This window comes from Allobosea sp. Root381 (genome assembly GCF_001429395.1).
Lineage (GTDB): Bacteria > Pseudomonadota > Alphaproteobacteria > Rhizobiales > Beijerinckiaceae > Allobosea.
In genome coordinates this window covers 36,949-58,567 of sequence record NZ_LMJT01000007.1, presented here as the reverse complement: position 1 = coordinate 58,567, position 21,619 = coordinate 36,949, and the positions used below count along the sequence as shown (strand labels likewise).

Here is a 21,619-nt window from a genome sequence, read left to right as displayed (position 1 = left end):
CAGCGGCCTTTTTCATGTGAAAGGACGGACCGCATGCCGCCGCCCCGCCGCCTGGAACGCATGGTCATGGCGGGGCTGTGCCTGGTCGGTCTCAGCGGCTTGGCATGGCTCGCTTTCGGGATCGTCGGCTGGCTCGGCGTGGGCACGCTCGGATTGTTCGTGCTGTTTGTCGCCATCCGCGTCGATCTGGAGGCCGACCGGCCTGTCGGCCCGCAGATGACGCCAGGCCTCTATGCCAGCCAGTACCGCGACGAGGCGCATGCGAATGAGCGCGACCGGGCCGGGCGACGTTTCGACGTCGCCAATTTGCTCTCGGCGACCCGGATTGCCTTGTTCGCGGGAGTCGGGCTTGCAGCCGTCGGGTTCGGGATGCTGTTTCTGGCCTGAACCGAGGCTTTAGCCCGCAGCCGGTGCGAGCGGACTTGGTGGTGGCACGGTCGCGATCGCGGCCGCCGCTCCGCTCGATGCACCGGCCTCGCCACCCCTCACCGTGACCAGGTTCGACGCAAACGGGACATGCGCTTCATTCAGCCCGCGATAGACGCGCTTCAGGGCCTCGCGCTGCAATGATGAGGCATAGGCCGGCTTCGAGGTGAATTTCAGCCGGATCACCACGGCGCTGTCGGTGATGTCGGCCACGCCCTGCATCTTGAGCTGGGCGATGAAATGCGGCCCGAACTCGGGATCCTCCAGTAGCGCAAGCCCGACCTTTTTGATCGTCTTGCGCGCCTGCTCGATATCGGCCGAATGGTCGAGCCGGACGTTGAACTTGATCGTCGCCCAGTCGCGGCTCGCATTCGTCAGCGACTGGATCTGGCCGAACGGCACGGTGTGGATCTGCCCGCTCTGGTGGCGCAGCTGCATCGAGCGCAATGAGATCTTCTCGACCGTGCCCTTGAGCCGACCGGTGTCGACATATTCGCCGACGCGGAAAGCGTCCTCCAGCATGAAGAAGAAGCCGGAGACGATATCGCGCACCAAGGCCTGCGAACCGAAGGAAATCGCGAGGCCGAGAATGCCGAATCCGGCGAGCAGCGGCCCGATATCGACGCCGAGCCGCGACAGGACGACGAGCCCGGTCAGGCCGAAGACCGCCGCAAGCACGACGCCGCGCAGCACCGGCATGACCGTCGCCAGCCGGGTCGGCACGCTCTCCTCCACCACGGCGTCCTCGTCGATGATGGGGCCGCTCGCCCTACGCCGCGGCGTGTAGGCATCGAAGAAGGCGCGGAGGAAGACGATTGCGACCCATCCCAGAAAGATCATGAGCGCGAGACCTGCCGCTTGGCGCATGAACTCGGCGAACTGCGCCGAGCTGACGCCGAGCAGGAAGCTCGCCCAGAGACGCGCCATGACATAGAGACCGCCGACCCAGATCAGCCCGCCTGCGGCAGCGCGCAGCGCTGCACCCGCCGCCCGCGTCATCGGCGATGGCGGGTGGATGGCAGCCCGCGACGCCTGGTGGCAGGCGATCCAGCTCGTTACCCCGACGGCGAGGATTGGCGCCAACACCACGATGATCTGGGTCAGGCCAGCGGCTTCGACGAACCGACCGCCCCCGGCCATCATCGGCGCTGCCCGGCCGACCATCCAGATCGCGATCGCGGTGGCGATGTAGAACCACGGCGTGATCGCCGCCAGCAGGCGCAGCATCGGGGACGGCGTGGTGTCATAGCGCAGGACCAGCGTGGTCAGATCGTGACGCGCGTCGAAAAACCACCAGATCTTGAACAGGGTAATAGCAGCGCCGGTGATCGCGACCAGACCGGCGAGACCAAGGCGGCTCGTCGCCGTTTCCTGGACCAGCAACGCGCTCGTCACCACGATCGGGGTCGCGATCGCATAGGCCGTTAGGATGGCAAAATGCCGGTCCGCACGCGGCAGCGGCAAGATACGCCGCTCGGCAGCGCCGGGGGCAAGCAGAAAGCGGCCGACAGCGATGTAGGTCGCGCCGATCGCGGCACCATTGGCTGCCGTCCGGAACGTGGTCAGCGCGAGGTCGGCATCCGGCAACCACAGCATTCGCGTCAGCCGCGCCAGCGCCAGCGCCAGCGCGATGCAGGCGAGATCCTGCAGCAGCCCGTAGGCCGAAGCGACCAAGCGAGGGCCGAATTCCGGCCCGGCCGGTTTGAGCCGCGTTGCGAACCATCCTGCGGTCGCCAGGCGAAACAGCAAGGCGCCCGCAAGGGCGATCATCACGCCAGCCAGAATGCGCAGCCCGGCCGACGGGCCGGTCACGCCATTCCGATTGCTGGCCCAGCTTCGTTCCCAGCCTGCCGGCACCTCCACGACATGAGGGATGGCCGCGTTGCCATAGTCGAAGCCTTCAACGAAATGGTTCCAGAGTTCCTCGATGCGGGTTTCCGCTGTGGCGGCAGGCGTAGGCGCCGGTGGTGCGGCTGCCGCCGCAGGAACGGGAGCAGGTGCAGGACCAGATGCCTCGGAGGCATCAGACCGCGAGAGCCTGATCTCGACCTTGCGCCCGCCAGCAGCCAGCGCATCGATCAGCTTGCGTACCGCCTCGGGCGCTTCATCACCCCGCAGCGTCAGCGTCACGGGCGCGTCCGCCTGTGCCGAGGCCTGGGATGGGATCAGCCAGCACAGCGCTACCAGTGCTAGCGTAGCGCAACACTGCGGCACCGCGGACAAGGCCCACCGTCGAACACCGTGCTGCACCGTCGTTCTCCGCCCGGCTGGACTGCGGTCTGTCGACCGTCTGTCCAGAGAATGCGGACGGCACCGCGCACTTGGCAAGTGGGAGTGCCAGCCGCCGCTCAGCGGCGCGCGAGCCAGCCTCCGAGGCGCGACACCGCCTCCTCGCACTCCGCCAGAGACCCCGCGAATGAGAGGCGGATGGTACGGGCGCCCCGCCCCTCGTCGAAATCGAGCCCCGGCGTGATCGCGACCCCCGCGCCGTTGAGAACGTCGCGGCAGAACGTCATGGAATCGTTGGAATAACGGCCGATGTCGCAGTAGATGTAGAACGCGCCGTCCACCGGCAGGAAATCGCCGAGGCCGATCTTCGGCAAGGCCTCCAGCAGATAGGCCCGGTTCTGCGCGTAGCCGGCCTTGATCGCCTCGCACTCGTCGCTCGCGTCGAAAGCCGCCTCGCCCGCGACCTGGCTCAGATAGGGCACGGAGATCGAGAAATTCTGCTGCAGTCGCTCGATCGTCCGGACCAGCCGCTGCGGCACTACGAGCCAGCCGACGCGCCAACCGGTCATGCAGTAGTATTTCGAGAAGGAGTTGACGATGATCGCGTCAGGATCGGCCGCAAGCGCCGTCGTCGCCGGCTGGTCATAGGTCAGGCCGTGATAGATCTCGTCGGAGATGTACCAGAGGCCGAGCCGCCGGCACTCCGCCGCGACGGCCGCGATGGCGTCAGGCGCCATCACCACGCCGCTTGGATTGGCCGGACTCATCGTCAGCACGCCCGCGAGAGGCTTCTCGCGGTGAGCTCTTGCGATCAGCTCCGGCGTCAGCGCAAAGCGAGTCTCGGGGCCGACCTCGATCGCGACCGGCTCGAGCCCGAGCGCAATCAGGATGTTGCGATAGGCCGGATAGCCCGGTGCGGTGATCGCGACGCGGGCGCCCGGCTGGAAACAGGCCAGGAAGGCCAGGATGAAGCCGCCCGAGGAGCCGGTCGTGACGACCACGCGCTCAGCCGGCACATCGACGCCATAGGCGTCCTTGTAATGGCGCGCGATGCGCTCCCTGAGCGAATCCGTGCCCAAGGCCTGGGTGTATCCGATGCGGCCGTCCTCGAGCGCGCGAGAGGCTGCGGCGCGGATAGAGGCCGGTGTCGGTGCCGAAGGCTGGCCGACTTCCATATGGACCACCGTGCCACCCGCCCGCTCGATCGCGGCCGCCTGGCTCATCACGTCCATGACGATGAAGGGCTGGACGCGGGCGGCGCGCTCCGCCGGCAGCAGCATCTCCTGCGGCGCAAGGGCGGGCGTGATAATCTGATCTGACATCGTCTCGTCCGCAAATGACCGTGCTCCAGGCGGCGTAACCGACCCTCCCTCGGCCCGCAACCGCTCCGCCTGCAACCACTGGCTAAGCTGTGATTTGACGGCCGCCACATGACAGCCGAGAAGCTGCGCCAAGGAAGCTGCCCGAGAAACAGTGACGCGCAAGCCGCCCCGGCTGTGAAGCCGGAACAAAGAAGGATGACGACATGGCCCTCCCCACCCTGCCCCCTCGGCTGAGCTCCGCGCTGCGGCATGCGGGCCTGGCGCTAGGCCTCTGGCTTGCTGCGCCGATGGTTCCGGCATTCGCCCAGGCTCAGGCCCCGACGGCACAGGCGCAGGCTCCTTTGACCGCGGAGCAGCGCAAGGCGGTGGTCGGGCTGATTCGCGAGACGCTGTTGCAAAACCCCGAACTGATCCAGGAAGCTTTGGTCGAGCTCGAGCGCCGCAACACGGTCGCGCAGGCCGAGGCGCAGCGCAGCGCCGTCACCGCCGAGAGGGCCCGCCTGATCGATCCGGCGACCTCGGCGATCATCGGCAACCCGCAGGGCGACGTCACGCTGATCGAGTTCATGGATTACAATTGCGGCTTCTGCAAAAGAGCGCTGGAGGACGTCCGTGCGCTGGTCAAGGACGACCCCAAGCTGAAGGTCGTGATCAAGGACTTCCCGATCCTGGGCCCGGATTCGCTCGAGGCGAGCCGCGTCGCGGTTGCAGCGATGGCGCAACTTCAGGGGGCGAAGTACTTTGATTTCCACAATAAACTGATGGCGACGAAGGGCCGGATCAACGGCGCCAAGGCGCTCGAAGTCGCCAAGGAGGCAGGCGCCGACGTCGAGCGACTGAAGAAGGACATGGATTCGGCCCAGACGAAGGCTGTGATCGAGGAAACGGTCGCACTCGGCGACAGGCTCGGCCTCACGGGCACGCCCGCCTTCATCCTCGGCGACGAAGTGGTCTTCGGCGCGGTCGGCGCTCCGGCGCTGAAGCAGAAGATCGAATCCGTCCGCAAATGCGGCAAGGCGAGCTGCAGCGGCTGAGCCGAGCGGGCGAAGAGCCTCACGCAACCGGGCCGGCAGGCTTCCCCTGCCGGCCCGCAGCGTTTATGAGGGCGGCTTCTGCCGCCGTCGCGCGGCGCCGGAACCATCCGCACCATGGTCGCCGTCCACGTTCTCAATGGGCCCAACCTCAATCTGCTCGGCACCCGCGAACCCGCAACCTATGGGGCGGTGACGCTGGCGGATGTCGAGGAGCGGCTCAAGGCGAAGGCGGCCGCCGCCGGCGTCGAGCTGGCCTTCAAGCAGACGAATTACGAAGGCGAGCTGGTGACCTTCGTCCAGCAGGCCGGCCTCGCCGGCGCGGGCGTCGTCATCAATGCCGGCGCCTATACCCACACCTCCGTCGCGCTGCGCGACGCGATCAAGGGGGCCGATGCCCTGGCGATCGAACTCCACGTCTCGAACGTCCATGCCCGCGAGGAGTTTCGGCACCATTCCTACATGGCTCCGGTCTGCGTTGGCGTGATCTGCGGTTTCGGGGCGGCGGGCTACGAAATTGCTTTCGACGCGATCGTGCCGCTTCTGCAGAAGCGCGCGACGAAACCGGCGGCTTAAGGCCGCGGACCCCATCCACAGCGGGCGCCTCCGGTGCCCCATCCAAGACCACGAAGACGGTGAAACCGCCATGGCGACCAAAAGCCCGATTGACCCCGAACTTGTGCGCGAGCTCGCGCAGCTCCTTAACGAGACCGATCTCACCGAGATCGAGGTCGAGAAAGGCGATCTGCGCGTCCGCGTGGCGCGCAGCCTGACGACGACCGTCCAGGTCCCGTCCGCCGCGCCGATTCTCGCCGCGGCCCCCGTCGCCGCAGTCGCCGCGCCGGTCGAGGGCAAGCCCGCCGCTGCCCACCCGGGCGCGGTGCCCTCGCCTATGGTCGGCACGGCCTATCGCCGCCCCTCGCCGGATGCAAAGCCGTTCGTCGAGGTCGGCTCGGTGGTGAAGGCCGGCGAGCGCGTTCTGCTGGTCGAGGCGATGAAGACCTTCAACGACATCGTCGCGCCGCGTGCCGGCAAGGTCGTCGCGATCATGGTCGAGGATGGGCAGCCCGTCGAATACGGCGAGCCGCTTCTGGTGATCGAGTGACCGGACCTGCGAGCGGCGAACCGAAGATGTTCGACAAGATCCTGATCGCCAACCGTGGAGAGATCGCGCTGCGCGTGCTTCGCGCCGCGAAGGAACTCGGCATCGCCACCGTCGCGGTGCATTCCACGGCCGACGCCAACGCCATGCATGTGCGCCTTGCCGACGAAAGCGTCTGCATCGGCCCGCCCAGCGCCCGCGACAGCTATCTCAACATTCCGGCCCTGATCGCCGCCTGCGAGATCACCGGCGCCGATGCGGTCCATCCGGGCTACGGCTTCCTCTCCGAGAATGCCCGCTTCGCCGAGATCCTCGCGCGTCACAACATCACCTTCATCGGCCCCAAGGCCGAGCATATCCGCAGCATGGGCGACAAGATCGAGGCCAAGCGCACGGCGAAGGCGCTCGGCATTCCCTGCGTCCCTGGCTCCGAGGGCGGCGTCACGGATGACGGCGAAGCCTTGCGCATCGCCGCCGAGATCGGCTTCCCGGTCATCATCAAGGCGGCCTCCGGCGGCGGCGGCAAGGGCATGAAGGTGGTCCGCAGCGAAGAGGAGATGTCGGTTGCGCTCTCCACCGCCCGCACCGAAGCCAAGGCCAATTTCGGCGACGATGCGGTCTATATCGAGAAATATCTCGAGAAGCCGCGCCATATCGAAATCCAGGTTCTGGGCGACGGCCAGGGCCACGCCATCCATCTCGGCGAGCGCGACTGCTCGCTGCAGCGCCGCCACCAAAAGGTCTGGGAGGAAGGTCCGTCGCCCGCTCTCAATGCCGGCGAGCGCGACAGGATCGGCAAGATCTGCGCCGACGCGATGGCCAAGCTCGGCTATCTCGGTGCCGGTACGATCGAGTTCCTCTATGAGGATGGCGAGTTCTATTTCATCGAAATGAACACCCGCATCCAGGTCGAGCATCCGGTCACCGAGATGATCACCGGGATCGACCTTGTAAACGAGCAGATCCGCATCGCAGCGGGCGCGCCGCTCTCGCTGAAGCAGGCCGACATCGTCATCGAAGGCCACGCCATCGAATGCCGCGTCAATGCCGAGCATCCCGCGAGCTTCCGCCCCTCTCCCGGCAAAATCGTCTCGTTCCATACCCCGGGTGGCCTCGGCGTGCGGGTCGATTCGGCCGCCTATCAGGGCTACACGATCCCGCCTCATTATGACTCGCTCGTAGGCAAGCTGATCGTGCATGGCCGCAACCGGGCCGAATGCCTGATGCGGCTGCGCCGTTCCCTCGACGAATTCGTCGTTGACGGCGTCGACACGACCCTTCCGCTGTTCCGGACGCTCGTCCGCAACCCGGATATCCTGAATGGCGACTACAACATCCACTGGCTGGAGAAATTCCTGGCCGCCGGCGGCATGGAAGAAAACGGCACGGCCTGAGGGCGGCCACGTCAAGGCGATCAGCTCCGCCCGTCATGCTCGCCCTTGTGGCGAGCATGCACGACTTGAACATTGGTCTCGACCACGGACGACGTGGATGGCCGGGAGAAGAGCGACCATGACGAGACCGAGATCCTCATTCATTTGACATAGCCCGCATTTGACATAGCCCGCCGCCCCGCGCTCCCCTGCCGTGATGAAGGCTCGCTCCATTCCCGTCCGCGCCCCTGAGATCACGCCGGAGATCATGCTGCGCGCCTATGCGGCCGGCATCTTCCCGATGGCGGAGGCGGCCGATGATCCAAACCTGTTTTGGGTCGAGCCGGAGCAGCGCGGCGTCATACCGCTCGACCGTTTCCATCTGCCTTCGCGGCTCGCCCGCACGGTGCGCAGCGAGCGGTTCGAGGTCAGGGTCGACACGGCGTTCGAGGCCGTCATCGACGCCTGCGCCGAAGCGCAGGACGACCGGCCGGAAACCTGGATCAGCGGCCGGATCCGCGAGATCTTCGGAGAGCTGTTCCGGCTCGGCCATGTCCATACGGTCGAGTGCTGGCGGGAGAACCGTCTCGTCGGGGGGCTCTATGGCATGTCCTTGGGCGGCGCCTTCTTCGGCGAGAGCATGTTCCGCCGCGAGACCGACGCCTCGAAGGTCGCGCTCGTCCATCTCGTGGCGCGCCTGCGTCAGGGCGGCTACAGCCTGCTCGACGCGCAGTTCCAGACCGCCCATCTCGCCCAGTTCGGAACGCAGGAGGTTCCGCGCGCAGTCTATCAGCTGTTGCTCGAGCGTGCGCTCGCCATGCCTGGGAACTGGGGCGCCTGGCCTCCGGGCGCGCACATCACCGGGACGCAGGCCCTAATGGCGCTCCAGCCTGGCTGAGGTGCCGGGGCCCGACTGGGCCTCAGTTGCTGCCCGATGGATCGCGGCCGGGATTGGTCGGAAAAAAGCGCTGCCTCGGCTCCTGGCGCGGCGCGACCGGCACGCCCTGCGGCGGCAGAACGTCGATGCGCTGGCCAGGCGGCGGCAGGCCGGGCTGCTGGTTGACGTCCCGGGCCGGCGCTGGCCGCGTCCGACGCGGCTCTTCGACGACCGGCGGCTCCGGCTCCTTCGGATCGACCACCAGCTCCGTCCCGCCTTTGCAGTCGGTCAGCCAGACGTCGTAGATCGCGTGCTCGACGCCGTGCAGGCCCGGACTCGCCGCATACATCCAGCCGGTGAAGATGCGCCGGTACTCGTTGTTGAAGGTAACCTCGTCCACCTCGGTGAAGCTGGTCGTCTGGGGCGCCTCGGTCGGTGGCCTGGTCCAGCAGACGCGTGGCGTCAACTGGAGCGCGCCGAACTGCACGGTCTCGTCGACCGCGACCTCGAAAGAGATGATCCGGCCGGTGATCTTGTCGAGCCCGGCGAACACCGCGGTCGGATTGCGGATGCGGTCCGCAGCGGCCTGGCCAGTCAGCGCGAGCGACAGGCACATGGTCGAGAGCAGGCCGGCCAGAACGGAAAGGCGGTGGGGCGACGGCATGGTAGCCTTATGGATTTCTGCGAGGGCGCGCGAATCTCTGCGAGGGCGCGGCCGAACCGCGACGGCGCGCCAGTAACACGCCAATCGCAGCGGAAAAAGGGCGGCTGCCCGCGCCACCCGCAGTCGTCTCAGCGGCCCGGCGTCCAGGCTTCGTAGTCGCCGGTCGCGGCCGGGCGCTCGCCCTCGCCGAGGATCGACCCCTTGGGACGGTAGGCGAGCGCGGTCCCGGTCCAGTTCTGCTCGTGCGGCAGTTGCCACTCGCGCGGCTGATAGCTCTCCTCGGACGGCGCGACCTCGACGGTGTGCTGCAACCAGCCCTTCCAGCCGGGCGGGACCTTCGAGGCCTCGGCCTCACCGTTATAAATCACCCAGCGGCGCTGATAGCCGAGCGCCTTGTCCTTCACCCCACCCTTGGTGCGGTAATAGACATTGCCGAACTCGTCCGCGCCGACGCGCTCGCCGAAGCGCCAGGTGTGGAAGCGTGTGCCGATGGTCTGGCCGTTCCACCAGGTGAAGATCTGCAGCAGCCAAGGCTTCATCGTCGTCGATCCGCAACGCTTCGATCGAGCGCGCACGGGTGCGCGCGGTTATGGGCGACTTATGGCGCCAGCGCCCTGCCCTGTCCAGTCCACAGGATTCGCGGGACCTGCGAATTTCGGACGGCCGACGATGGCCATGATTCGACCACCTTTCGGCCACCGCCTCGCTCCGGTTCGGCCTGCCGAAAGGCCCGCCTTTCAAATGCTTGTGCGTCGATCCTGCCTTGCCGCCGTCAGCTTGACGCATGGGCAATGCAGGAAAGACACAGTTAACCAAACTCGGCCGCATTTTAGGGGCTCCACGGCCGGCCCCGCCATGGCACCTTCAGCGAGGACGCCATGATTCTGCCTGCGATTTCCGAGGCTTGCCCCGGGCCTTGAAACTTATCCCCTGACTTCACAGATACCCACTATATGTCGTGATCAACGCCTTGCCGGCACACTATTCCTTGACTTACCCCCGCATTCCGCACTAGATTTTGGACATCGCATGACGGGTGGCGGCGACGCCTCTGGATAGCTGCGAACCGAGTTTCCAGAGTGGTCAGGGCCGGCCCAGCATCTACACGAAAGTGCAGAGCGAGGGAGCGCGCGCGGGCCTTTCTGGTGGCGGCCGGCTCCGTGGGCGGAAGTATCGTCACGGAGCCGAACGCATCGAACCGAGTTTCAGAAGACAGCGCCGGCAGATGCCGGCCGGGCGAAGCATTCTTCGCTCGCGGCACATGTAAGGGACGACAGATCATGCGCATCGAGCGCCGCTATACCTCCGCCGGACAGTCGCCCTATGTCGCGATTCCGTTCCGCTCGGCCGTCAGCGAGATCAAGAACCCGGACGGTTCGATCGTGTTCAGGCTGGACGGCATCGAGGTGCCGGAGGCCTGGTCGCAGGTCGCCAGCGACGTGCTCGCACAGAAGTATTTCCGCAAGGCGGGCGTGCCCGCGCGCCTGAAGAAGGTCGAGGAGAACGACCTTCCCTCCTTCCTCTGGCGCTCCGTGCCGGACGAGGCCACTCTCGCAGAGCTGCCCGAGGGCGAGCGCTACGGTTCCGAGATCTCCTCCAAGCAGGTCTTCGACCGTCTTGCCGGCTGCTGGACCTATTGGGGCTGGAAGGGCGGCTATTTCTCCTCCGAGGAGGATGCCGCGGCCTTCCATGACGAGTTGCGCTTCATGCTCGCGACCCAGCGCGTCGCGCCGAACTCGCCGCAATGGTTCAACACCGGCCTGCACTGGGCCTATGGCATCGACGGCCCCAGCCAGGGCCATTTCTACGTCGACTTCAAGACCGGCAAGCTGGTGAAGTCGAAGTCGAGCTATGAGCATCCGCAGCCCCATGCCTGCTTCATCCAGGGCGTGCAGGACGACCTCGTCAACGAGGGCGGTATCATGGACCTCTGGGTCCGCGAGGCGCGCCTGTTCAAATACGGCTCCGGCACCGGCTCGAACTTCTCAATGCTCCGTGGCGAGGGCGAGAAGCTCGCCGGCGGCGGCCGCTCGTCCGGCCTGATGTCCTTCCTCAAGATCGGCGACCGCGCGGCTGGCGCGATCAAGTCGGGCGGCACCACGCGCCGCGCCGCCAAGATGGTCGTGGTCGATGCCGACCATCCCGACATCGAGGCTTATATCGACTGGAAGGTGAAGGAGGAGCAGAAGGTCGCGGCCCTCGTCACCGGCTCCAAGACCGTCCAGAAGCACATGAAGGCCGTGCTCAAGGCCTGCGTGAACTGCGAGGGCGAAGGCGACTCCTGCTTCGACCCCGAGAAGAACCCTGCCCTGAAGCGCGAGATCAAGCTCGCCCGCAAGGCGATGGTGCCCGACAACTACATCAAGCGCGTCGTCCAGTTCGCCCGCCAGGGCTACAAGGACATCGCCTTCGACACCTATGACACCGATTGGGATTCCGAGGCCTATCTCACCGTCTCCGGCCAGAACTCGAACAACTCGGTCTCGCTGACCGACGACTTCCTGCGCGCGGTGGAAACCGATGCAGACTGGAACCTCACCAGCCGCACGACCCGCAAGGTGATGAAGACGCTCAAGGCGCGCGATCTCTGGGAGAAGATCGGCCACGCCGCCTGGGCCTCGGCCGATCCGGGCCTGCACTTCAACACGACGATGAACGATTGGCACACCTGCCCGGCCTCGGGGCGGATTCGCGCCTCGAACCCGTGCTCGGAATACATGTTCCTCGACGACACGGCCTGCAACCTGGCCTCGGCCAATCTGCTGCAGTTCTACGACACGCAGACCAAGAGCTTCGACGTCGCGGCCTATGAGCATCTCTGCCGGCTCTGGACGGTCGTGCTCGAGATCTCGGTGACGATGGCGCAGTTCCCGTCCCGCGAGATCGCCGAGCTCTCCTACGAGTACCGCACGCTCGGCCTCGGCTACGCCAATATCGGCGGCCTGCTGATGACCATGGGCCTCGGCTACGACTCCGACGAGGGCCGTGCGCTCGCTGGCGCGCTGACCGCGATCATGACCGGCGTCTCCTATGCGACCTCGGCCGAGATGGCGGGTGAGCTCGGCCCCTTCCCCGGCTACAAGAAGAACGCCAGCCACATGCTGCGCGTCATCCGCAACCACCGCACCGCGGCCCACGGCCAGGCCGACGGCTATGAGGGGCTGCAGGTCACGCCGGTGCCGCTCGACCACGGCACGCTGGCCCGCCTCGGCGGTTCCGCCGTCACCATGTCCGAGCGCGCCCGCATCGTCTGGGACGAGGCGCTCGACCAGGGCAAGCGCTATGGCTACCGCAATGCCCAGGCGACCGTGATCGCGCCGACAGGCACGATCGGCCTCGTCATGGATTGCGACACCACCGGCATCGAGCCCGACTTCGCGCTGGTGAAGTTCAAGAAGCTCGCCGGCGGCGGTTACTTCAAGATCATCAACCGCGCCGTGCCGGACGCCCTGCGCGCTCTCGGCTATCGCGAGGCTGATATCGCCGAGATCGAGGCCTATGCCGTCGGCCACGGCTCGATGAAGCAGGCGCCTGGCATCAATCCGGGGTCGCTGCGGGCCAAGGGCTTCAGCGATGAGAAGATCGACGCGGTCGAGAAGGGGCTGAAAAGCGCCTTCGACATCAAGTTCGTCTTCAACAAATGGACGCTGGGCGAGGATTTCCTGACCCAGACGCTAAAGGTCCCGGCCGAGAAGCTGAACGACATGTCGTTCGAGCTCCTGCCCTTCCTCGGCTTCAGCAAGGCCGAGATCGAGGCGGCGAACGCCCATGTCTGCGGCGCGATGACGCTGGAAGGCGCCCCGCATCTCAAGGTGGAGCACTACGTCGTCTTCGACTGCGCCAACCCTTGCGGTCGGATCGGCAAGCGCTACCTGTCGGTCGACAGCCATATCCGCATGATGGCCGCGGCGCAGCCCTTCATCTCGGGCGCGATCTCCAAGACCATCAACATGCCCAACGACGCGACCGTCGAGGACTGCAAGAGCGCCTACATGCTCTCCTGGAAGCTGGCGCTGAAGGCGAATGCCCTCTACCGCGACGGCTCGAAGCTGTCGCAGCCCTTGAATTCGGCCCTGATCGCCGATGAGGACGAGGATGCGGACGACGCGGTCGAGGCGCTGATCCAGGCGCCGATGGCAGCGCGTGCGACGCAGATCTCGGAGAAGATCGTCGAGCGCATCGTCGAGAAGCTGGTGCGCGAGCGCGAGAAGATGCCCTCCCGCCGCACCGGCTACATCCAGAAGGCGGTCGTCGGCGGCCACAAGGTCTATGTCCACACCGGCGAATATGCCGATGGGCGCTTGGGCGAGATCTTCATCGACATGCACAAGGAGGGCGCTGCCTTCCGGGCGATGATGAACAACTTCGCCATCGCGGTCTCGCTCGGCCTGCAATATGGCGTGCCGCTGGAGGAGTATGTCGAGGCCTTCACCTTCACCCGCTTCGAGCCCTCGGGCTTCGTGCAGGGCAACCAGTCGATCAAGAACGCGACCTCGATCCTCGATTACGTCTTCCGCGAGCTGGCGATCTCCTATCTCGGCCGGCACGACCTCGCCCATATCGACCCGAGCGAGATCGGCCATGACGTGATCGGCGGCGGCGTCGGTCAGGACAAGGCTCCTGACGTGGTCGCACCGCTGACCTCGAGCCCGCTCGCCTCGACCGGCTTCCGCCGTGGCAAGCCGATCAACTTCCACGCGATCCAGGGCGGCGCCCCCGCCCCTCTCGACACGGTCGCGCGCTCGGTCTCCAACGTCACGGCCTTGGCCACGGCGGGCGCGACGGCACTGAAGGAAGCACCAGAGGAATACGGCGAGGCCGAGATGGCCACGCTCGGATTCTCGGCCCCCGCGGCTCAGCCGACCCAGTCCGAACGCCGGGCCGAGGCGATCATGAAGGGCTATGTCGGCGACAGCTGCGGCGAGTGCGGGAATTTCACGCTGGTGCGGAACGGAACCTGCTTGAAGTGCAATACATGCGGTTCTACAACCGGGTGCTCATAGTTATTCCGGGGAACTCGGGAGGCGGTTTTTCGCGGAAATGGACGTCGACGACAACAACGTCGACGCTTATTCCGGCCGCTCAAAAGGTAGCCTTCGACTGAAGCTCGACGACGAGGGTTGTGCACGGCCTGGCCCGGCGCGCCCTCAATAGCGCCGTAGCCGGGCCAGGTTGTGTGCAGCCCGGTTCGGATGCAGCACTGGTGCGCCCCATCCTGCCACCCTTCGCAGGATCGATCGCTTCGTTCTCAATCCAGCGTATCCCGGAAAGAGCGCGACAGCAGAAGCAGCGCTGCTTGGCCATGCCTGTCGGCGCCGTGAAAGCGCGCGTCGGGCTCACGTCAGCTAAACAACTCCTTGTGGGAGCTACGGTGCGACGGTGGTCTTGATCTTGGCATTGTGCGCGACTCGACGCCCTCGCGGGACAGGACTGCGGAAATCCAATCGCTGCGTGCCGGGAATGCGCGGTGGCTAGAGGCTGCGAGAAAAGTCGTCCTCGGCTCTCCGCAAATCCTCTGGGGCAATCATTCGGCTGAACTCAGCGCTTGAAAGCCGCCGTCTCGCCAACAGCGCATCACTAGCCCTCAAAAGCGTCTGCTGATGCGCTTCGACGATGGCACAGGCCCTAGCCATCTCCGTCGCAAGGGTCTTGTCGACCTTCGAACGCAGTTCGTTGGACAGCCTGAGCGCGGACATCAGGTCCGTCTCGCGATCCTCCGCGATGAACGACATCCCCGAGCCGAGACCGAAACTTGCCTCGAGGCGCACAGCGGCAAGGGTGGCCCGATGCAGATCGCTATCTCGGGCGCCGCCGCCGGCGGCGGATCTGGCGCCGAGGAGGACTTCCTCGGCCGCCATGCCCCCGAGCAATCCGCAGATGTCATCGCGAATGGTGGCGGCGGTCGAGGCTCGCGGCTCGGAGCCCGTCATCTGAATGAACCCCAGCGGCTGGTATCCGTCCGCTCCCTCTGACACGTCGGTCAGCTCCAGCGCCTCGAACGGCCGCCCGAACGACATGAACGCGATGGCGTGACCGCACTCGTGGATGGCGGCTCGTCGCACCAGCTCTTCCGGAATGGCGATTCGCTTCGGCAGCGATGCTTCCAGGTCCGATGACGACACGGCTCGACGCTCGCGCCTCGCAATGCGACGGGCCTCTCGAACGACCTTCTCCAGGCCGGCACCGCTCCACCCTTCCGTCCGCCGGACAACTGGGCCGACGTCGTGACCGGCTAGGTCTCCGGCGAGATGGAAGCGGAGAATCCCCTCACGGGCGACGGTGTCGGGAAGCGGAATCCTCACATGCCGGTCCAACCTTCCGGGCCTGATCAATGCAGGGTCCAGCTTATGAGGATGATTACAAACGCCCACGACGATGACGCCGGCACGCCCCTCGACGCCGTCGATGCACTCCAGCAGCCCGGCGACGACCTCCGTGGAATACTGCGCACTATGCCCGCGGAAATCCTCCCGTGAGCCGACGGCATCGATCTCGTCTATGAACACGATCGCGGGGGCGCGCTGTTTCGCCTCGTCGAACGCCGCTCTCATCGCCTTCAACAGGTCGCCGAGATGCCCGCGAGCCTGCCATCTAGCGATGGAACCGACGACGAGATGAGCTCCGGTGGTACTCGCCAGGGCCCGGGCGAAGGTCGTCTTCCCGACGCCAGGCGGACCACTAAGCAGAATCCCCCGGTCGACGTCGGCCCAACCGATACGGCCTGCCTGCCAGTCCTTCAGATCGGTCGCGAGCTCGGTTGCCCAGGTGGCGGCCTCGCCGAACCCGTAGAGGGACTCGACGCCAACCTGACCGGCCTCGGGCTTGTCAGCCTTCTGCGTCATGATCCGGACCATTTCGACGGACCGTTCCACGGGCCGACCGCGTCGAACCGTCACCGCGATCAGGTCGAGGGGTATGCCCGCGAGTTCGCGCGCGAGGTTCTCGCCGATACGCTGCCTCAGGCAGAGACGGGCCGCGGCCACGACGTGACCGACCTCGGGCGCACCGAGCGATATGACGGCATCGGCTACCGCGAGCGCCTTCTCGTGAACGTCCGAGCGGGTCTTCGCGAGCACGACGAGCCGATCGTAGTTAACCAGCGCCTCGAGGGTGAGCCTCTCTTTCCTTTGCCAATCCTTGTCGGCGATCAGGACGTTTGTCTTCTCGAAGTCGAAGCGCGTTCGCGGCTCGGGCTCCGCAAAAGCGACGATGGCGGCTTCCTTGTATTGGTCGATGTTCCCTCCTGGAGGCAACACGACAACGATCGCAAACGAGCTATGGGCGTCGACGTAAGGTCGGCAATGCCGGATCAAGTCGCAATACGCCAGGAAGCGACAGACGGACCGCGTCAACGCTCTGCGGTGCTGCTTGGCCAGTGAACCCCATTTCATGGTCGTCGACGTCCCGTCTTCGGTTCGGTTTGCGATTGGGAGCTGATGGCTGAGCGTCGGGGTATCGCCCTAGTCGTCCTTCGGGCTGCGTGGCAGCGGTCCGCGGCGCATTGGATGAGGCTCTCGAGGCGCCAGCCGTGCGCCCTTGGCCGGCTTGAAACCGATTTCCCGGAGAGCTTCGCCGAACGTCGTCGGCTTGATGACGAGCTCGACGAGTTCCAAGAGTTCGGCCAGCGACAAGGTGACGAGCACCTCATCGGACGGAGGGACATTGTCCGAGGCGTGATGGTCCTCTGCCGGGCCAAGTCCGCGCAACGCCACCCATAGGTTCACCCGGTTAATCCAGCGCAAAGGAACAGCTTCAATCCGTTCATGATCGTCGGACCTGGTCCACGCGGCCATCCGACGCTCAACCATCCGTCCGCGTCCAAGGAACTGTTCACGATCGCGACAGTTGCACTGTAATCGAGCGGCCGACCGGCCGCGTGCAACGCGCTCGCCACTCTGGCGACGCCCTTGAAGTACCAACGCCATGACAGATTATACCTCCCGTGGCGTCGCCGACGCCGCGACCGCCCGCGCGTCCTCCGCCGTCTCCTGGGGAGCCATCCTGGGCGGCGCGGTCGTCAGCGCCGCCGTCTCCCTGATGCTGCTCACCGCCGGTGCGGGGCTGGGCTTCACTTCGGTCTCGCCGTGGAGCAATGCGGGCGTCACCGCCACGACCTTCGGAATCGCGGCCCTGGCCTGGCTCGCCATCGTTCATCTCATCGCGGCGGGTGCGGGCGGATACCTTGCGGGCCGCCTTTGCACCAAGCGGGTCGGGCTCCACACCGACGAGGTCGCCTTCCGCGACACGGCCCACGGTTTCATGACTTGGGCCGTCAGCGCGATCGTCAGCGTCATGCTAATCGCTTCGGCGACCTCCGCGATCGTCGGCGGCACCGCCCGCCTCGGCGCCAGCGCCGCATCGGGACTCGGCTCGGCCGTATCCGGCGCCGCAAGCCAGGCGGCCGGGCGCGTCGACATGTCGAACCTCGATCCGTCGGCCTACGTGACCGACACGCTGTTCCGGACGGACAAGCCTGCTCCCTCCCCGACCGATCCCGCGCCGGCGCGCGCCGAGGTCGGCCGGATCGTGGCGATGAGCATCCGCAACGGCGAGATCGCGCCCGCCGACAAGACTTACGTGGCCAGTGTCATCGCCGCGCAGACGGGCATCAGCCAGGCCGACGCCGAGAAGCGGATCGATGACGGCATCGCCAAGACCAAGGAGACCGCCGCCAAGGCCGAGCAGACCGCCCGCGAAACGGCGGACACGGCGCGCAAGGCAGCCGCGTCCTTCGCCCTGGCCTCCTTCATCGCAATGCTGATCGGAGCGCTTGCTTCCAGCTACGGCGCCACCCTCGGCGGCCGCGCCCGCGACAAGTTCGAACCCTGATCATCGAACGACCACCACCCGAACCCGGAGAGAAACCATGGCCACGAACACCCCAAAAGCCCTCGACGATCTGTTCCACGACATGCTGAAGGACGTTTATTACGCCGAGAAGCAGATCTTGAAGGCGCTGCCCAAGATGGCGAAGGCAGCCAAGTCGCCCGAGCTGAAGAAGGCATTCGAAACCCATCGAGAAGAGACTGAAGGGCACGTCGAGCGTCTCGGTGACGTCTTCGAGGCGATCGGCAAGGCTCCTCGCGGGAAGACCTGCGACGCCATCCTCGGCATCCTCGAGGAAGGCAAGGCTGTCATGGAGGACTACGCAGATAGCCCGGCACTCGATGCCGGACTCGTCGCCTCGGCTCAAGCCGTCGAGCACTACGAGATGACCCGCTATGGCACGCTCAAGTCCTGGGCCCAGCAGCTCGGCCATAAGGACGCGGTGACGCTCCTCGACGCGACGCTGGCCGAGGAAACCAAGACCGACGAGCTGTTGACCAAGATCAGCGGCTCGACGAACTCCGCCGCGGTCGCGAAGGCGAAAGCCGCCTGATCGTTGCGGGCATGTCTGAGACCCGCCGAGTAAGGCTCGGCGGGTCTCGTCTTTCCTCAAATGGTGTCGCTCAGCAAGCTGCCGCAACGCCCGGCACCGAAAGCGCGCAATGCCAAAGCTTGTCGTACTGGTCGTCGAAGACGAGCCGCTCCTTCGCATGGACGCCATTGATTTCATCGAGGAAGCGGGGTTCGAGGCACTAGAGGCAGCACATGCCGATGACGCCATCGCAATTTTGAAATCGCGACAGGACGTCGCCGTGGTGTTCACCGACATCGAGATGCCTGGCTCGATGGACGGCATAAAGCTCGCTCACGTCATCAGGACCGGCTGGCCTCCCATTGTGATCGTGGTCGCGAGCGGTCGGGTGGTCCCGGCTCTTGGTGTACTGCCGGACAATGTCCGCTTCCTCCCGAAGCCATATCGACCCGCCGAAGTGATCGAGGCTTTGCGGCAAGCGCCCTGATCAATCGGCCGTCAGTGCTTCGACGGGCCCGCGAAGCGAGAACATCGCGCCAGTCGGGGCATAAGTCATCCGGGCCGTGCCATTGAAATAGCCCGCCAAGGCGCGTTCGATCATTCGCGAGCCGAAGCCCCGTCGGGTAGGTGCCTCGACGACAGGGCCGCCGCTTTCTCGCCATTCGAAAATGAACTCTTCGCCCTCGATCGACCATGAGATGTCGATTCGTCCGGTATCGCGGCTGAGCGCGCCATACTTGGTCGCGTTGGTCGCCAATTCATGCAGGGCGAGAGCCATTGCCAGAGCCGTCCTGGACGACAGCTCGACCGCCGGCCCGTTGATCCGGAAGCGCGTCGGTGTGCCGTGCCCCTTCAAGGATTCCTCCACGAGGAAAGAGAGACTTGCCTTGGCCCACACGGTCTGGGTCAGGATATCCTGTGCCGATGCCATCGTGTTGAGCCGGGCGACGAAGGCTTCCTTGACGGCATCGACCTCGGGTCCGCCGCGGATCGTCTGGTTCGCGATCGCCTGGATCATGGCGACCGTGTTCTTCATCCGATGCTTCAGTTCGAGGGCAAGCAGCCGCTGGCGCTGCTCGGCTTCCTTGAGGACGGTGATATCCCGGGATACCGACAGGATCGCCTCAGGCTTGCCGTCCGGGCCTATGATGGGCGCGATCTGGACATCCCAGAAGCGGGGGGTGCCCGCTGCCGTCTTGGCGGCACCCTGGAAACGAAAGCTGCGCCCGGCGCGCGCTTCCTCGAGTGCGAATTTCGCGTCGACGTTGCCCTGATCGGCCCAGAAATCCGGCCAGGGGCACCCCTTGATCGCATTGAAGTCGCTGACCTCCATGACTCGCTGTCCACCTTCGCTCATGAAGGAGAGCTTGCCGTCCAGATCAATGACCTTGATGCAATCGTCGGACGCCGCCAGCAGGCTACGCATGAAGCGGGCGTCACGAAATTCCTGCGATGTCAAAACGGATCCGATCTTTCCAGGGACCGGGCCGTACCCGGCATCGCGGTTATGGCATGCGGCGCCTGCGCGACCTAATCGAGATGGGTACTTGGGGATGGCATCTCGAACGTAGGGTGAGCTTTCGCTCTGGGCATGCCGTTAGCCAGAGGAACCATGCCAACGCACCCTCGGTAGAGGGGATCACAAGGCGCGGACGATCCACGAGCCGCCTTGAAACCGCATCGTACGGCATCCATATACCATCCTGTTGGATGGCTTTTGGATGGAAAATGAAGACCCCTGACAGCGAGAAACTCACGATCAATCTCGGCTTCGTCGATCTCGGCAGGATCGATCTGCTCGTCAGGGACGGCTTTTATTCGAACCGATCCGACTTTATCCGCACCGCCATCCGCAACCAACTTGTGACCCACGCCGACGTCGCAACCAATGCAACGAACCGCCTCTCGCTCGAACTGGGCCTGCGCACGTACACCCGCTCCGACCTCGAGGCCGTGGCGGCGGCGAATGAGCGCCTCGACATCCGCGTCCTCGGCTTGGCGATCATAGCCGACGACGTCACGCCCGCCTTGGCTCGCGACACGATCGCTTCGATCACGGTACTTGGCGCGTTTCACGCAACTCCTGAGGTCAAGGCCGCCTTGGCGGACCGCCTCTCCTAACCCGCAAGGACGACACGATGACCTTCCGCATCCAGGATGCCGTCGCCGATGCGATGGCGCGCCTCAAGACGTCCAATGTCGCCGGCGCCACCACCGCGATCCGTGACGCGCTCATCGGTGGCAGCTCATCCACATTGCGCGCGCCGACTGGCCATTCCTTCGGCCGCCCGGTAGCACTAGGACTTTGCGACGTGCTGAATGCGCTCAAGACGCGCCGAGGCCAGGTCCCCTCCCCGATGTCCCGCCCGACCCGGCCTCCGGCTGGGGACGATCCGCGCTTCACCTCGCGCTCACTGACCTCGGCGGCGGGGACACTGGGTTACAAGCTCTACGTCCCCGAGCATAGCGACCGGGAGGTGGCCCTCGTCGTGATGTTGCATGGCTGCACGCAGGATCCCGACGACTTCGCACGCGGGACGAGGATGAACCAGTTGGCCGAAGAGTTCGGCCTCATCGTTGCCTATCCCCACCAGCCGCGTTCCGCCAACGCCAACGGCTGCTGGAACTGGTTCGATCGCCGCCACCAGGCCGCCGGATCCGGCGAGCCGGCAATGCTGGCGGCGTTGGCTCGGACGCTGTCGCAGGAATTCGGTATCGCTCCGGAGCGCGTCTTCGCCGCCGGATTGTCTGCCGGGGCGGCGATGGCGGATGTTCTCGCGGAAACCTATCCCGACGTCTTCTCCCGGGTTGGCCTCCATTCGGGCCTGCCGCATCTCGCCGCCCATGATGTGATGTCAGCGTTCGCTGCCATGAAAGGCGATGGAAAGTCCGGCAGACGGGGCGCTCCCGGGCATGTCAGCCGCAAGATCATCATTCACGGGACTGCCGATACTACGGTCCATTGTTCGAACGGAGACGAGATCTTCGAGGGTATGCGCTCTCGGCATCGGGGATCATCGATCGTCCTAAACGACGACAAGACCGCGGGTCGTAAAGCGACACGTCAGATCCTGCTCGGCGCGTCGGGCGAGACTCTGGCGGAGTACCTTCAGATCGAGGGCGCCGGTCATGCCTGGTCTGGCGGCGATGCTGGCGGAAGCTATGCCGATCCGATCGGGCCCGATGCCTCCCGGGAGATGGTGGCGTTCTTCCTGCGATCCTAGCTGTTCCTCACTA

General features: G+C 65.6%; 20 protein-coding genes. 13 read left to right on the top strand and 7 right to left on the bottom strand.

Translation table 11 applies throughout. From position 1 onward, the window contains the following. The first annotated feature begins 33 nt into the window (after nucleotides 1-33). A complete protein-coding gene (locus tag ASE63_RS08460; protein WP_056799499.1) occupies nucleotides 34-387 on the top strand; it encodes a hypothetical protein in 354 nt (117 codons plus the stop codon). 9 nt (nucleotides 388-396) lie between these two features. On the opposite strand, the gene ASE63_RS08455 is transcribed toward ASE63_RS08460, so the two are convergent. Both ASE63_RS08455 and ASE63_RS08450 read right to left on the bottom strand, forming a co-directional pair. After that, on the bottom strand, nucleotides 397-2,556 hold the full coding sequence (locus tag ASE63_RS08455; protein WP_056799496.1) for a mechanosensitive ion channel domain-containing protein: 2,160 nt from the start codon (nucleotides 2,554-2,556) through the stop codon (nucleotides 397-399). Nucleotides 2,557-2,774: 218 nt separating this feature from the next. Next, a complete protein-coding gene (locus tag ASE63_RS08450) occupies nucleotides 2,775-3,977 on the bottom strand; it encodes an aminotransferase class I/II-fold pyridoxal phosphate-dependent enzyme (RefSeq protein WP_056799493.1) in 1,203 nt (400 codons plus the stop codon). 203 nt (nucleotides 3,978-4,180) lie between these two features. On the opposite strand from ASE63_RS08450, the gene ASE63_RS08445 reads away from it, so the two are divergent. From ASE63_RS08445 to aat, 5 genes are all read left to right on the top strand, one after another. Further along, the gene (locus tag ASE63_RS08445; RefSeq protein WP_244491339.1) at nucleotides 4,181-5,011 is read left to right on the top strand and encodes a DsbA family protein; all 831 of its coding nucleotides are present in this window, start codon (nucleotides 4,181-4,183) and stop codon (nucleotides 5,009-5,011) included. Nucleotides 5,012-5,125: 114 nt separating this feature from the next. Continuing rightward, a complete protein-coding gene (gene aroQ, locus ASE63_RS08440) occupies nucleotides 5,126-5,584 on the top strand; it encodes a type II 3-dehydroquinate dehydratase (protein ID WP_056799490.1) in 459 nt (152 codons plus the stop codon). 70 nt (nucleotides 5,585-5,654) lie between these two features. Further along, complete coding sequence (gene accB, locus ASE63_RS08435) at nucleotides 5,655-6,113, top strand: acetyl-CoA carboxylase biotin carboxyl carrier protein (RefSeq protein ID WP_056799488.1); 459 nt, start codon at nucleotides 5,655-5,657, stop codon at nucleotides 6,111-6,113. Nucleotides 6,114-6,139: 26 nt separating this feature from the next. Beyond that, a complete protein-coding gene (gene accC / locus ASE63_RS08430; RefSeq protein WP_056799485.1) occupies nucleotides 6,140-7,504 on the top strand; it encodes an acetyl-CoA carboxylase biotin carboxylase subunit in 1,365 nt (454 codons plus the stop codon). 196 nt (nucleotides 7,505-7,700) lie between these two features. Further along, nucleotides 7,701-8,381, top strand: a complete 681-nt coding sequence (aat, locus tag ASE63_RS08425; RefSeq protein ID WP_056799483.1) for a leucyl/phenylalanyl-tRNA--protein transferase — start codon at nucleotides 7,701-7,703, stop codon at nucleotides 8,379-8,381. Nucleotides 8,382-8,403: 22 nt separating this feature from the next. Here aat and ASE63_RS08420 read toward each other — a convergent pair whose 3' ends face one another. Further along, the gene (locus ASE63_RS08420) at nucleotides 8,404-8,976 is read right to left on the bottom strand and encodes a DUF2155 domain-containing protein (protein WP_082609772.1); all 573 of its coding nucleotides are present in this window, start codon (nucleotides 8,974-8,976) and stop codon (nucleotides 8,404-8,406) included. Nucleotides 8,977-9,152: 176 nt separating this feature from the next. Beyond that, a complete protein-coding gene (locus ASE63_RS08415; RefSeq protein WP_056799477.1) occupies nucleotides 9,153-9,563 on the bottom strand; it encodes an NADH:ubiquinone oxidoreductase subunit NDUFA12 in 411 nt (136 codons plus the stop codon). 741 nt (nucleotides 9,564-10,304) lie between these two features. Between ASE63_RS08415 and ASE63_RS08410 the strand changes: the two genes are divergently transcribed. After that, on the top strand, nucleotides 10,305-14,027 hold the full coding sequence (locus ASE63_RS08410) for a vitamin B12-dependent ribonucleotide reductase (RefSeq protein ID WP_056799474.1): 3,723 nt from the start codon (nucleotides 10,305-10,307) through the stop codon (nucleotides 14,025-14,027). A 468-nt stretch (nucleotides 14,028-14,495) separates the two neighbouring features. On the opposite strand, the gene ASE63_RS08405 is transcribed toward ASE63_RS08410, so the two are convergent. Together ASE63_RS08405 and ASE63_RS27130 are read right to left on the bottom strand one after the other, a co-directional pair. After that, nucleotides 14,496-16,415 carry an AAA family ATPase gene (locus ASE63_RS08405; RefSeq protein WP_056799471.1) on the bottom strand — a complete coding sequence of 640 codons (1,920 nt, stop codon included), beginning with the start codon at nucleotides 16,413-16,415 and terminating at the stop codon, nucleotides 14,496-14,498. Between the two features lie 69 nt (nucleotides 16,416-16,484). Continuing rightward, nucleotides 16,485-16,817: a hypothetical protein gene (locus tag ASE63_RS27130; protein WP_156410255.1), complete on the bottom strand. Its 333-nt coding sequence runs from the start codon at nucleotides 16,815-16,817 to the stop codon at nucleotides 16,485-16,487. A gap of 130 nt (nucleotides 16,818-16,947) precedes the next feature. Here ASE63_RS27130 and ASE63_RS08395 point away from each other — a divergent pair, with 130 nt between their 5' ends. The 3 genes from ASE63_RS08395 to ASE63_RS08385 all read left to right on the top strand — a co-directional run bounded on the left by ASE63_RS08395 (nucleotide 16,948) and on the right by ASE63_RS08385 (nucleotide 18,869). Next, nucleotides 16,948-17,853 (top strand): hypothetical protein, encoded by a 906-nt coding sequence (locus ASE63_RS08395; protein WP_056799464.1) that lies wholly within the window; start codon nucleotides 16,948-16,950, stop codon nucleotides 17,851-17,853. A 37-nt stretch (nucleotides 17,854-17,890) separates the two neighbouring features. Further along, a complete protein-coding gene (locus tag ASE63_RS08390) occupies nucleotides 17,891-18,403 on the top strand; it encodes a ferritin-like domain-containing protein (RefSeq protein WP_056799462.1) in 513 nt (170 codons plus the stop codon). A 109-nt stretch (nucleotides 18,404-18,512) separates the two neighbouring features. Next, nucleotides 18,513-18,869 carry a response regulator gene (locus ASE63_RS08385; RefSeq protein WP_056799459.1) on the top strand — a complete coding sequence of 119 codons (357 nt, stop codon included), beginning with the start codon at nucleotides 18,513-18,515 and terminating at the stop codon, nucleotides 18,867-18,869. On the opposite strand, the gene ASE63_RS28310 is transcribed toward ASE63_RS08385, so the two are convergent. After that, nucleotides 18,870-19,400 carry a sensor histidine kinase gene (locus ASE63_RS28310; RefSeq protein ID WP_244491338.1) on the bottom strand — a complete coding sequence of 177 codons (531 nt, stop codon included), beginning with the start codon at nucleotides 19,398-19,400 and terminating at the stop codon, nucleotides 18,870-18,872. A 21-nt stretch (nucleotides 19,401-19,421) separates the two neighbouring features. On the opposite strand from ASE63_RS28310, the gene ASE63_RS28305 reads away from it, so the two are divergent. From ASE63_RS28305 to ASE63_RS08370, 3 genes are all read left to right on the top strand, one after another. Continuing rightward, a complete protein-coding gene (locus ASE63_RS28305) occupies nucleotides 19,422-19,916 on the top strand; it encodes a hypothetical protein (RefSeq protein ID WP_244491337.1) in 495 nt (164 codons plus the stop codon). A 194-nt stretch (nucleotides 19,917-20,110) separates the two neighbouring features. After that, nucleotides 20,111-20,503 carry a CopG family transcriptional regulator gene (locus tag ASE63_RS08375; protein ID WP_244491336.1) on the top strand — a complete coding sequence of 131 codons (393 nt, stop codon included), beginning with the start codon at nucleotides 20,111-20,113 and terminating at the stop codon, nucleotides 20,501-20,503. Between the two features lie 17 nt (nucleotides 20,504-20,520). After that, nucleotides 20,521-21,606 carry a PHB depolymerase family esterase gene (locus tag ASE63_RS08370; protein ID WP_056799449.1) on the top strand — a complete coding sequence of 362 codons (1,086 nt, stop codon included), beginning with the start codon at nucleotides 20,521-20,523 and terminating at the stop codon, nucleotides 21,604-21,606. Nucleotides 21,607-21,619 lie beyond the last annotated feature (13 nt).

Coding starts and splice junctions, on each gene's coding strand:
- ASE63_RS27130 (WP_156410255.1), bottom strand. CDS start 16,817: ATGGCCGCGTGGACCAGGTCCGACGATCATGAACGGATTGAAGCTGTT.
- ASE63_RS08375 (WP_244491336.1), top strand. CDS start 20,111: ATGAAGACCCCTGACAGCGAGAAACTCACGATCAATCTCGGCTTCGTC.
- aroQ (WP_056799490.1), top strand. CDS start 5,126: ATGGTCGCCGTCCACGTTCTCAATGGGCCCAACCTCAATCTGCTCGGC.
- ASE63_RS08405 (WP_056799471.1), bottom strand. CDS start 16,415: ATGAAATGGGGTTCACTGGCCAAGCAGCACCGCAGAGCGTTGACGCGG.
- ASE63_RS08410 (WP_056799474.1), top strand. CDS start 10,305: ATGCGCATCGAGCGCCGCTATACCTCCGCCGGACAGTCGCCCTATGTC.
- ASE63_RS28305 (WP_244491337.1), top strand. CDS start 19,422: ATGCTTCAGTTCGAGGGCAAGCAGCCGCTGGCGCTGCTCGGCTTCCTT.
- accB (WP_056799488.1), top strand. CDS start 5,655: ATGGCGACCAAAAGCCCGATTGACCCCGAACTTGTGCGCGAGCTCGCG.
- ASE63_RS28310 (WP_244491338.1), bottom strand. CDS start 19,400: ATGATCCAGGCGATCGCGAACCAGACGATCCGCGGCGGACCCGAGGTC.
- ASE63_RS08450 (WP_056799493.1), bottom strand. CDS start 3,977: ATGTCAGATCAGATTATCACGCCCGCCCTTGCGCCGCAGGAGATGCTG.
- ASE63_RS08395 (WP_056799464.1), top strand. CDS start 16,948: ATGACAGATTATACCTCCCGTGGCGTCGCCGACGCCGCGACCGCCCGC.
- ASE63_RS08420 (WP_082609772.1), bottom strand. CDS start 8,976: ATGTGCCTGTCGCTCGCGCTGACTGGCCAGGCCGCTGCGGACCGCATC.
- ASE63_RS08390 (WP_056799462.1), top strand. CDS start 17,891: ATGGCCACGAACACCCCAAAAGCCCTCGACGATCTGTTCCACGACATG.
- ASE63_RS08415 (WP_056799477.1), bottom strand. CDS start 9,563: ATGAAGCCTTGGCTGCTGCAGATCTTCACCTGGTGGAACGGCCAGACC.
- aat (WP_056799483.1), top strand. CDS start 7,701: ATGAAGGCTCGCTCCATTCCCGTCCGCGCCCCTGAGATCACGCCGGAG.
- accC (WP_056799485.1), top strand. CDS start 6,140: ATGTTCGACAAGATCCTGATCGCCAACCGTGGAGAGATCGCGCTGCGC.
- ASE63_RS08370 (WP_056799449.1), top strand. CDS start 20,521: ATGACCTTCCGCATCCAGGATGCCGTCGCCGATGCGATGGCGCGCCTC.
- ASE63_RS08445 (WP_244491339.1), top strand. CDS start 4,181: ATGGCCCTCCCCACCCTGCCCCCTCGGCTGAGCTCCGCGCTGCGGCAT.
- ASE63_RS08385 (WP_056799459.1), top strand. CDS start 18,513: ATGCCAAAGCTTGTCGTACTGGTCGTCGAAGACGAGCCGCTCCTTCGC.
- ASE63_RS08460 (WP_056799499.1), top strand. CDS start 34: ATGCCGCCGCCCCGCCGCCTGGAACGCATGGTCATGGCGGGGCTGTGC.